This is a genomic window from Bacillus sp. JJ1764, from assembly GCF_036962145.1.
In the GTDB taxonomy this organism is placed as follows: Bacteria; Bacillota; Bacilli; order Bacillales; family Cytobacillaceae; genus Neobacillus.
Map to the genome: position 1 here is coordinate 93,466 of NZ_JBALNY010000006.1, position 297 is coordinate 93,762.

General features: G+C 42.1%; 1 protein-coding gene. It reads left to right on the forward strand.

Annotated elements, in window-relative coordinates; all coding sequences use genetic code 11:
• Positions 1-297, forward strand: a 297-nt coding sequence (locus tag V7083_RS01185) for a S4 domain-containing protein (protein ID WP_335474491.1), incomplete at both ends; no start/stop codon positions are given.

Here is a 297-nt window from a genome sequence, read left to right on the forward strand (position 1 = left end):
ATTGTTCAGCGGTGATGTGAAAAGCTTGAGTGCTGGAGAAATCAAGCAGGGCTTTAAAGACGTACCATCATTTGACGTAAATGCTGACTTTGACGGTAATTTAGTAGACCTGATTGTTTCAGCGAAAATTTCTCCTTCCAAGCGCCAAGCCCGCGAAGATATCACCAACGGCGCCATCAGCATCAACGGTGAAAAAGTGACTGATTCCAATTATGTATTGGGTGATGCAGACAAAATCGAGGGGCAGTTCACGATTATTAGAAGAGGGAAAAAGAAGTATACCCTCATTAAAATATT